Genomic DNA, 10,548 nt, shown 5'->3' on the forward strand with positions numbered 1-10,548 from the left:
ACTCTCCGTCAGTTCTTTGGGTGCAGCGAAAAGCGGATGCCGCCGATCGAGACGCTTGTGTTGTCGTTGGCGAGCCCGCGCGCCTGCGCGGCGCTGCGGATTGGGGTCGCGTCGCGAACCGACAGTTCGATGCCTGCGAGTCCTTCGCCGCGGTCGTCGCCCAGCGGGACGAATCGAAGGGCGGCGTTGTCGAGCCGCAGGTGCCAGTCGCCGTCCCCGCGTTCGACCGAACGCTGGAGGATGCGGCCCCAGCGCGTTGCCAGCGCCTCCGGGTCTTGGGCCTGCAGCACGGCGCCGGTGATGCCCCGCACATGAAGTTCCGAGACGGCATCGCGCCAGTGCGGTCCGGCAGGCCAGTAGGGGCCGTTCAGGTCCGCGCCGTTGCGCGTGGTGTTGATCTCCAGCAGCGCACCGCCCGTGTCGCGCGGATGCAGTTGCATGCCCTCGTAGTCGCCGATCGCAAGCGGCGCGGCAATGCGCACACCGATCGTGTCGACATGCGCCCGCCAGCGCGGCAGCGACTCGCTGTCCAGGATCACCATGTAGCCGCCATCGCCCTTGCGGCGCTCGATGTAGCGCCCGGCCGTGGTGCCTTCGCGCAGCGGCGCGACGACCTCGACAAAGCTGCTGCCGAAGGGCATCAGCGCGTTGTGCAAGCCGAACTGCCCCACCTCGGGATCGCGGTGGCAGACCTTCACGCCGAAGACGGCGCACAGGTCTTCTTCCACCGGCGCCAGTTGCGCGGCCACCAGGCAGAGCTGGCGCAGTCTCAGAAAAGTCGTTGTCAAAACGTTTGTCTCCTTGTGATCGTTCTTGGATGCGAGTTGGAATATGATATAACAAATACAGAACTGACAAGAACACAACCGAGACGAGACAAAGGCGCCTTTCATGACATCGCTTGCCGGACTGCGCGTACTGGATTTGTCGCGCTTCATCGCTGGACCGTACTGCGCCATGATGCTCGGCGACATGGGCGCCGAAGTGGTGAAGATCGAGCCGCCGGGAGAGGGCGAATACGCCCGCCGCGCCTTGCCGGCCGTGAACGGGCAGAGCCTCTATACCTTCATCGTCAACCGCAACAAGAAGAGCTTCGCGCTCGACCTGCGCAGCGAGAGTGGGCTCAGTCTGCTGCGCAGCCTCATCGCGAAGGCCGACGTGCTGGTCGAGAATTTCCGTCCGGGCACGATGGAAAAGATGGGCCTCGGATGGGATGCGGTGCACGCGCTCAACCCGCGGCTCGTGATGACGCGCATCTCCGGCTTCGGCCAGGACGGGCCGCTCGCTCACAAGCAATGCTTCGACGGCGTCGCGCAGGCCATGAGCGGCCTGATGGACATGACGGGCGCCGAGGATGGGCCGCCGACCATGATCGGCTCCTTCGTGTGCGACTACACCACGGGCATGTATGCCGCGCTGGGCATCCTTGCTGCGCTCAATGCGCGGCATGCGACGGGGCAGGGGCAACTGGTCGATGTTTCGCTGCTGGAGAGCGCCGCATCGCTGCTCATGACGGCGATCCCGCAGCAGAAGCTCTTCGGTACCACCATGACGCGCGTCGGCAGCCGCGACCGCTTCGTGGCGCCTTCGAATACTTTTGCCACCGGCGACGACCGCTATGTGCTGATCGTGGGCGGCGACGACAACATGTTCCCACGCGTCGTGCGGGCCATGAAGCATCCGGCGCTGCTGGACGATCCGCGCTTCGTGTCGATGGCGTCCCGCTTGGAACATCGTGACGCAGTGGAAAGCATCGTGGCCGACTGGATGCTCGCGCACAAGGCGGATGAGATCGTCGCCCGCCTCGAAGCCGAGGGTGTGCCCTGCGCCAAGATCGCGACGATCGACGAAGTGGTCGACAACCCTCAGCTTCGCCATCGAGGCGCCATCGCCGACATCCCCTTCGGCGGCACCAGCGTGCCGGTGCAGGGCGTGACCATTCATCTCTCGGCGACTCCGCTCACCATCGAGCGCGCCATGCCGGAAGTCGGCGAACACAATGCCGAGGTACTCCAGCAGTGGCTTGGGCTTGAACCCGACCCGCTTGCCACCCGGTGAACATCAACGACACGCAGCCACAATAGGAGACACCCACTTGACCACCGAGCTCATCGAACGATTCGAAGCGGGCGTACTGACGCTCACCCTCAACAGGCCGGAACGCCTCAATGCGCTGACCATGCCGATGACCGAAGCGCTGCTTGCGGCGCTGCGCCGCGCCGCGGTCGACAACGAAGTGCGGGCCGTCGTTCTGACGGGCGCAGGGCGCGCCTTCTGTGCCGGCGGTGACGTCAAGGCCATGGCCGAAGACGACGCGACCCGCCACACGCTTGAATCCCGCACCCTGCAGCTTCGCGAACACATGGAGTGCTCGCGGCTGCTGCACGAGATGTCCAAGCCCACTATCGCGGTGGTTCGCGGCGCAGCGGCCGGCGCCGGCTTGTCGCTCGCGCTCGCGTGCGATCTGCTGTTGGCGAGCGACACGGTCAAGCTCACATCGGCCTTCGCCAAGGTCGGCCTGTCGGGCGACTTCGGCAGCACCTATTTCCTGACCAAGCTGCTGGGGCAGCGGGCGCGTGCCTTCGCTTTGCTCTCGCCCGTGCTCAAGGCCGACGAAGCGCTCCAGCTGGGACTGGTCACGCGCGTGGTGCCGGACGCCGAACTCGACGCCGAAGGGCGCGCTCTCGCGCAGCAACTGGCCGACGGGCCTTCAATCACGCTCGGTCACATCAAGGCCAATCTCAACGCAGCGGAGCAGGGCGCCACCTTGGCGCAGGCACTCGACCACGAGGCCATCCGCCACATTCGCTGCGGCATGACCGAAGACCACCAGGAAGCGGCCCGCGCCTTTGTCGAGAAGCGTGCGCCGAAGTTCGTCAACCGTTGAAGGAGCCCGCCGTGGACCGCTTTTCTCTCAAGGGCAAGACTGCCATCGTCACCGGATCGTCGCGCGGCATCGGTCGTGCCATCGCCATCGCCTATGCCCGCGCGGGTGCGCGCGTCGTGGTCACCAGCCGCAAGGTCGACGCTTGCAATGCGGTGGTCGAGCAGTTGCGCGGCGAAGGCCTGGAAGCCATCGCCGTCGCCTGCAACATTTCCAGCAAGCAACAGGTGACCGCGCTGGTCGACCAGACCGAGAAAGCCTATGGGCCGGTCGACGTGCTGGTCTGCAACGCGGCCGTCAATCCGTACTACGGGCCGATGTCCGGCATCAGCGACGAAGCCTTCTCCAAGGTGATGGATGTGAACATCCGGTCGAACCTGTGGCTGGTCAACCGGGTTGCGCCGGGAATGGCGGAGCGGGGCGGCGGCTCGATCGTCATCGTCAGCTCGATCGCCGGCCTGACGGGCTCGCGCGTGCTGGGCGCCTATGCCATCTCGAAAGCGGCCGACATGCAGCTCGCGCGCAATCTCGCTTTGGAGTGGGGCAAGCAGGGCGTGCGCACCAACTGCATCGCGCCGGGCCTCATCAAGACCGACTTCGCCAAGGCGTTGTGGGACAACCCGAAGACGCTGGCCGCGGCGCTGGCGTCCAGCCCGCTCAACGCCATCGGTGATCCGGAAGACATTGCCGGAGCCGCACTGCTGCTGGGCTCCGATGCGGGGCGCTTCATCACCGGCACGACCATCGTCATCGACGGCGGCGCCACCATCGGCGGCGAAGCCTGAGAAAGGAAGGACATCGATGAGCTTCCAGGACATCACCATCGCGACCGAAGGCCGCATCCTCACCATCACGCTGAACCGGCCCGAGCGACTCAACGCATGGACGCACCGCATGGAGACCGAGTTCCGCCAGGCGGTCGAAGCTGCCGAGGCCGATGAGGGGGTGCGCGCCATCGTGGTCACCGGCGCGGGCCGGGGCTTTTGCGCCGGGGCGGACATGGACATTCTCGAAGCGGGCGCAGCCGGTGCGGCTGACACCACCATTCCGGTGGCCGCCGGATCCCGCTCAGCCAATGGCATCGAAGCCAACTACACATGGCGCTTCAGCTATCTGCTGCGCGTGCGCAAGCCCATCTTCGTGGCCATCAATGGCCCGATCGCCGGCATCGGCCTGTGCATGGCCGTCTTCTGCGACTTCCGCTACATGGCCGAGGGGCAGAAGCTCACGACCGCCTTTGCCAAGCGCGGGCTGATCGCCGAGCACGGCATCTCGTGGATGTTGCCGAGGCTGATCGGCCCGACGCATGCACTCGACCTGCTTCTGTCGGCGCGCACGCTGGTCACGGCGGAGGCGGCATCGCTCGGGCTGATCAAGGCATTGCCGGCCGAAGGCTTCCTGGCGGCAGTCCAGGCGATCGCGCGCGAGATGACCGAGAACGCCTCGCCGCGTTCCATCGGCGTCATCAAGCGGCAGGTGTACGACAGTCTCTTCCAGGACCTGGACACCGCCTGGCGCCGCGCCGATGAGGAAATGCAGGCCTCTTTTGCGAGCGAGGATTTCCGCGAAGGTGTGGCGCATTTCCTGGAAAAGCGCGCTCCTGCGTTCACGGGCCGTTGATCAGAGCGGCACCATTTGAAATAACATATTCGCTATTTGACAATTGACAAAGGCGTGTTTCCGCATGCCTCGCACGCCATGGAAGACCTTCTCACTCGCGACAGCCTCAACGCGCAGGCCTATGCCCGGCTGTGCCGCGACCTCAAGGCCGGCCGGTTCGCGCCCGGCGAAAAGCTCAAGCTGCGCGATCTCGCGGCCGAGATGGGCATCAGCCCGACCCCTGTGCGGGAGGCGCTGGCGCGGCTCATCTCGGAGCAGGCGCTCGAACAGGTGGGTCACCATTCGGTGCGGGTGCCGATCATGAGCGAGGAGCGCTTCGCCGAGGTGCGCGAGCTTCGCCTCATGCTCGAAGGGCAGGCGGCGGCCCGCGCGGCCCAGCGTGCCAGCGCCGACGACCTGAAGAAGCTCGAAGCCATCCACGAGCGCATGGCCGCCTTGCGCGAGGCGGGCGACATGGCCGGCGAGCTGCTCGAATCCGAGCGCTTTCACATGGCCGTGTATGCGTTGGCTGCCATGCCGGTGCTGCAGCGCATCGTCGAGAGCTTGTGGCTGCAATGCGGGCCGCTCATGAAGGCGCTGCAGACGCATGCGCTCGGGCAGCCTCGCAAGCAGCATCCGCACCACATGGTGATGCGCGGGCTGCGCAAGCACGACGGCGAGGTAGCACGGCGCGGCGTCCATGACGAGATCGAGCGCACCTCGGCGCCGATCCTCGCCTATCTGCGCGAGCGCGGCGCGCAGATTCCGGCGCAGGACGTGAAGCCTGCTCGCCGCCGCGTCGGCCAACCAGCCTGAGGCGCATCGCGTCAACACGATTGGGCATGTCCTGCAAGAGGGCGTGCCCGCAGGTCCATGCAGCGGGGAAATGCACTTGCATGCTCAATATTCATTGACCTGCGCTTGTCGCTTCCGGTGCAAGGCCGCATGATCGTGCACAAACCGGGCGTCCCGCATAGTGGGCCGAATCCGGACGAGCAGACCGCCTCGGAGACACGCCAGCATGATCGCTTACCGCCACGGCTCTCAGCCGCTGCATGAGTATTTGCGCCTGCACGCCCGCAGCACGCCGGACAAGCCGGCATTGATCTGGTACGGGCGCCGGATCTCGTACGCCGAACTGGACGACCTGAGCGACCGTTTCGCCCAAAGCCTGCGTGACCGCGGCATCGGCCAGGGCGACGTGGTGGCGCTCTTCCTGCACAACTGTCCGCAATACCTCATCGCGCACTTCGGCGTGCAAAAGCTCGGCGCCATCGTGAGCCCCTGCAACCCCGATGCCCGCGCCTACGAGCTGGAGCACCAGCTCAACGAACTGGATGCCAGCGCCATCGTGGCCGGCGAGGAACTCCTCAAGGTCGTGCTCGGCTCCAGTGCGATGCGCACCGTGGCGCACGTCTTCGCGGTCCGCTACGGAGAGATGCTCCCGGCGACACTGGCGATGGACGTGCCGTGCAACATCCGGCTGCGGCACGAGCCGGCGCCGCCGCTGCCAGCCTGTGTCATCGACTTCGCCGATGCGCTGGCCGAGGCGGATTCCTTCACGCCGGTGGACACCATCGCGATGGACGACGTCTCGCTCATGGCCTACACCTCGGGCAGCACCGGGCTGCCGAAGGGCGCGATGATCAGCTTCGAATGCGCGCTCTACAAGACCGCGGTGAGCGCCGACAGCTTCAGGATCGGCAGTGACGACGTGATGCTGGCCGACGTCGCGTTGCACCACATTTCGGGAATGATGACCGGCCTGGCCATTCCCATCTATGCAGGGGCGACCGTCGTGCTGCTGCACCGCTTCGATGCGACGGCCGTGCTGCAGGCCATCGAGGCCTGCAATGTGAGCTGGTGGTACACCATGGCGCCTTCCTTGCCGTCGACCATGGCGTGTGACGACGCGGCCACCTACGATCTGTCGTCGCTGCGCACCACGGTCGGCACCAGTTTCGGCGTTCAACTGACCGAATCGCTCGCGGGGCGATGGAGCCGCTTCGCGAACGGCTGCCTCGTCTACGAGGCGGGCTACGGCCTGAGCGAGACCCACACTTGCGACACGCTGATGCCGCCCGATGCCATCAAGTGGGGCACCAATGGCAAGCCCGCGCCTGGCGTGGAGCTGCGCATCGTCGACCCCGACACCGGCTGTGAATTGCCGACGGGCCAGCGCGGCGAGATCCTGCTGCGCGGGCCCATCCGGTACAAGGGCTACTGGCTGCACCCGGAAGCCACGCAGGCCATGCAGCTCGATGGCTGGCTGCGCACCGGCGACGTTGGCGTCGTGGACGACGAGGGCTACCTCACCTTCCTGGGCCGCACCAAGGAAATGATCAAGGTCTGGAGCTACAGCGTCTTTCCCGAAGAGGTCGAGGCCATCCTCGCGATGCACCCCGACGTGCGTCAGGCGGCGGTGGTCGGCCTGCCCGACCCGGATCGTGGCGAGGCCGTGCAGGCTTATGTCGTGCTCAAGGACGAGGCCGCCGCGCGCGTGCGCGCGGGCCAGCAGACCGATCGGGCGGACCAGAGGATCATCGAATGGTGCCTGCAGCACATGTCGCACTACAAGGTGCCGCGCACCGTCATCTTCCGCAACGGCCTGCCGTCATCGAAGAACGGCAAGCTGCTGCGGCGAATGCTGCGTGATCCTGCCGGCTCGATGGCGGTGAACTGAGCCGCCCGGCTCAACGCGCCGCGACCGGCGCACGCTGCCTGGCGTATCCGGCCAGCTCGTGCTTGGCGATGGCGTTGCGATGAACCTCGTCCGGCCCATCGGCTACGCGCAGATGGCGGGCATAGGCATAGAACGATGTCAGCAGCGTGTCCTGGCTCAAGCCGGCCGCGCCGAAGGCCTGCATGGCGTCGTCGATCACCTGCACGCAGTTGTTCGGCGCGATGACCTTGATCATGGCGATCTCCTTCGCTGCCACCTTGTTGCCGACGGTGTCCATGCGCCAGGCGGCATGCAGCACCATCCAGCGCGTCTGGTCGATCAGCATGCGGGCCTTGGCAATGCGCTCGCGCCACACGCCCTGTTCGGACAGCGGCTTGCCGAAGGCCACGCGAGAGACCACGCGCTCACACATCATCTCCAGCGCCGACTCGGCCATCCCGATCATGCGCATGCAGTGATGAATGCGCCCGGGGCCGAGGCGTCCTTGGGCGATCTCGAACCCGCGCCCTTCGCCGAGCAGCAGGTTCGACGCCGGCACGCGCACGTTCTCGAACAGCACTTCCGGATGGCCGAAGGGCGCGTCGTAGTGGCCCATGAGCGCCATGTCGCGCAGGACCGTCACGCCGGGCGTGTCGCGCGGCACGATGATCATCGACTGCTGCCGATGCCGGTCGGCGTTGTCCGGATCGGTCTTGCCCATGAGGATGAACAGCTTGCAGCGCTCGTTCATCGCGCCGGTGATGTACCACTTGCGCCCGTTGATCACGTAGTCGTTGCCGTCGCGCCGGATGCTGCATTCGATGTTGGTGGCGTCCGACGACGCCACGGCCGGTTCGGTCATCGCGAAGGACGAGCGGATCTCGCCGTCAAGCAGCGGACGCAGCCAGCGCTCCTGCTGTTCCGGCGAGCCGTAGCGCGCGATGACCTCGGTGTTGCCCGTGTCCGGCGCGCTGCAGTTGAAAGCTTCGGCGCTCCAGTAGCGGCGGCCCATGATTTCGCACAGCGGCGCGTATTCGAGGTTCGTCAGCCCGGCGCCATGGCCGGCCTCGGGCAGGAACAGGTTCCAGAGTCCCGCCGCCCGCGCCTTCGGCTTGAGTTCCTCCATCAGCGGAAGGGTCGTGTAGCTTCCGCCCTTCTGCGCATTGAGGTAGGACTGGTGAGCTTCTTCCTCGCGACGCTTCTCGTTCGGATAGATGTGTTCGTCCATGAAAGCGAGGAGGCGGCTTTGGAGATCCTGGACCTTGGGGGTGTATTCGAATTGCATGTTGTTGAATGGAGTGAGGGGTGGATTGAAAAGGCCGGCGTCACGACCAGGAAAAGAGGCCCAGCGAGACCGCCACGAGCGCGGGCTTGTCCTGGCCTTCGATCTCGACCGTGTTTTCGGTGCGAAGCAACGTCCAGCCGTCTTCGCGCGGCTCGGCGGCCAGCAGCTTGATGTGATTGCGCACGCGTGAGCCGGCACGCACCGGCGCCATGAAGCGCAGCTTGTCGAGCCCGTAGTTGACCGACTTGGTGGGCTTCAGCCCGCCGAGCAGTTCATACGAGGTGATCGGGAGCAGCGAGAGCGTGAGAAAGCCATGCGCAACCGGCGCGCCGAAAGGGCTCTCGCTTTTGGCGCGTTCGACGTCGATGTGGATCCACTGGCGGTCTTCGGTGCAATCGGCAAAGGCGTCGATGCGCGATTGCGGCACCTCCACCCATGATGAGCTGCCGATGGATTGGCCGACGTATTGCTGGAGGTTGTCCCGGTTCAGAAGAGGCATGGCATGTATGAAGTGGGGTCAGGTGGGGTGGGCCGCGGATGGATGGGCCATGCTCCGATAGTGCCCCGACTGGCGCGCGCCGGGGCGTCCTCCGCATGAAGGCTTTTCATCCGCCGCATGCGGCGTGTTGATGCAGCCGCATCGCGCGTGCGGGAACATCGGATGGCATCAACGCCGAAAGGAACATGCGTGACAGCCAGCTACGAAGTGCGAGACGGCATCGCCGTCCTTGCGATGGACAACCCGCCCGTCAACAGCCTGGGCCTGGGCAACCGGCGCTTCATCGCCGAATCGGTGGCGCGCGCGCAGGACGATGCGGCGGTCCGTGCCATCGTGCTGACGGGACAAGGTCGCGCCTTCTGTGGCGGCGCGGACATCCGCGAATTCAACAAGCCGGAGGCCACCGCCGCCCCGGACTTGGTGGATGTCATCCGGATCGTCGAAGGCGCCAGCAAGCCTGTGATTGCTGCGATCCACGGCGTCGTGATGGGGGGTGGCCTCGAACTTGCGATGGGGTGCCACTACCGCGTGGTCCTGAGCGGTACGCAGGTCGCGCTGCCGGAGGTTCGCATCGGCATTCTGCCCGGTGCCACCGGCACCCAGCGCCTGCCGCGCCTGATCGGGCTCGAGCCCGCCCTCAACATGATCGTGACCGGTGACACGGTGATGAGCGACGTGCTGGCGGCGATTCCCTCTCAGAAATTGTTCGACCGGATCGTGCGGGCGGATGTTCTTCTCGCCGCCATCGAGTTCGCACGGGACATGGCCGACGTGCGACCGCTGCCACGTTCGCGCGACTTGAAGGTGCACCATCCGAACCCCGAGGCCTACCTGCAGTTCGCGCGCAACATGGTCGCGGCCAGTTCGCGCAACTATCCCGCGCCCCTGCGTTGTCTGGACTGCGTTGCCCAGTCGGTGCGGCTGGACTTCGATGCCGCCGTGGCGTACGAGCGCGCCGCGGTCACGGAACTCGTGTGGACCCCGGAGAGCGCTTCGCTGCGCCATGCTTTCTTTGCGGAGCGCGCCGCCAGCAAGATTCCGGACGTGCCGGAAGACACGCCCCAGCGCGCCATCAAGTCCGTCGGCGTGATCGGCGCGGGCACCATGGGCGGCGGCATCTCGATGAACTTCCTGAACGCGGGCATCCCCGTCAAGATTCTCGAGATGAAGCAGGAGGCGCTTGATCGCGGCATCGCCACCATCAAGAAGAACTACGAATCCCAGGTCAAGAAGGGCAAGCTCAAGCAGGACAAGTACGAGCAGCGCATGGCGCTCCTGAGCACCACGCTCGACTACAACGACCTGAAGGACGCGGACCTCATCATCGAGGCGGTGTTCGAAGAACTGGGCGTCAAGGAAAAGGTCTTCAAGGAACTCGATCGCGTCGCCAAGCCCGGCGCCATCCTGGCTTCGAACACCTCCACGCTGGACGTCGACAAGATTGCCGCCTTCACGAAGCGTCCGCAGGACGTGGTCGGCATGCACTTCTTCAGCCCCGCCAACGTGATGAAGCTGCTCGAAGTCGTGCGCGGCAAGGCAACGGCCAAGGACGTGCTCGCGACGGTCATGTCCACGGCCAAGAAGATCAAGAAGACGGCAGTGGTCTCCGGCGTGTGCGA

10 protein-coding genes are annotated in these 10,548 nt (G+C 65.7%); 7 read left to right on the forward strand and 3 right to left on the reverse strand.

Features of this window, described 5'->3' with window-relative positions; all coding sequences use genetic code 11:
- Positions 1-8: 8 nt before the first annotated feature.
- Positions 9-788, reverse strand: coding sequence for a VOC family protein (locus AC1DSF_RS29615; protein WP_478128898.1), 780 nt, complete (start codon positions 786-788; stop codon positions 9-11).
- 103 nt (positions 789-891) lie between these two features.
- On the opposite strand from AC1DSF_RS29615, the gene AC1DSF_RS29620 reads away from it, so the two are divergent.
- The 6 genes from AC1DSF_RS29620 (at position 892) to AC1DSF_RS29645 (ending at position 7,166) form a co-directional block, all read left to right on the forward strand.
- Positions 892-2,058, forward strand: coding sequence for a CaiB/BaiF CoA transferase family protein (locus tag AC1DSF_RS29620; protein ID WP_478128899.1), 1,167 nt, complete (start codon positions 892-894; stop codon positions 2,056-2,058).
- Between the two features lie 37 nt (positions 2,059-2,095).
- Entirely contained in the window at positions 2,096-2,887 is a 792-nt protein-coding gene (locus AC1DSF_RS29625) for an enoyl-CoA hydratase-related protein (RefSeq protein WP_478128900.1), read from the forward strand.
- Positions 2,888-2,898: 11 nt separating this feature from the next.
- Positions 2,899-3,669 carry an SDR family NAD(P)-dependent oxidoreductase gene (locus AC1DSF_RS29630; RefSeq protein WP_478128901.1) on the forward strand — a complete coding sequence of 257 codons (771 nt, stop codon included), beginning with the start codon at positions 2,899-2,901 and terminating at the stop codon, positions 3,667-3,669.
- 16 nt (positions 3,670-3,685) lie between these two features.
- Entirely contained in the window at positions 3,686-4,504 is an 819-nt protein-coding gene (locus AC1DSF_RS29635; RefSeq protein ID WP_478128902.1) for an enoyl-CoA hydratase-related protein, read from the forward strand.
- A gap of 36 nt (positions 4,505-4,540) precedes the next feature.
- On the forward strand, positions 4,541-5,299 hold the full coding sequence (locus AC1DSF_RS29640) for a GntR family transcriptional regulator (RefSeq protein ID WP_478128903.1): 759 nt from the start codon (positions 4,541-4,543) through the stop codon (positions 5,297-5,299).
- 205 nt (positions 5,300-5,504) lie between these two features.
- Positions 5,505-7,166: an AMP-binding protein gene (locus tag AC1DSF_RS29645; RefSeq protein ID WP_478128904.1), complete on the forward strand. Its 1,662-nt coding sequence runs from the start codon at positions 5,505-5,507 to the stop codon at positions 7,164-7,166.
- A 10-nt stretch (positions 7,167-7,176) separates the two neighbouring features.
- Here AC1DSF_RS29645 and AC1DSF_RS29650 read toward each other — a convergent pair whose 3' ends face one another.
- Positions 7,177-8,430 (reverse strand): acyl-CoA dehydrogenase family protein, encoded by a 1,254-nt coding sequence (locus AC1DSF_RS29650; RefSeq protein WP_478128905.1) that lies wholly within the window; start codon positions 8,428-8,430, stop codon positions 7,177-7,179.
- Positions 8,431-8,470: 40 nt separating this feature from the next.
- Positions 8,471-8,929 carry a MaoC family dehydratase gene (locus AC1DSF_RS29655; RefSeq protein ID WP_478128906.1) on the reverse strand — a complete coding sequence of 153 codons (459 nt, stop codon included), beginning with the start codon at positions 8,927-8,929 and terminating at the stop codon, positions 8,471-8,473.
- A 189-nt stretch (positions 8,930-9,118) separates the two neighbouring features.
- Between AC1DSF_RS29655 and AC1DSF_RS29660 the strand changes: the two genes are divergently transcribed.
- Positions 9,119-10,548 (forward strand): 3-hydroxyacyl-CoA dehydrogenase NAD-binding domain-containing protein (locus tag AC1DSF_RS29660; RefSeq protein WP_478183972.1); only part of this gene is annotated, 1,430 nt, incomplete at its 3' end.

The organism is Variovorax sp. 01N429, from assembly GCF_056399425.1.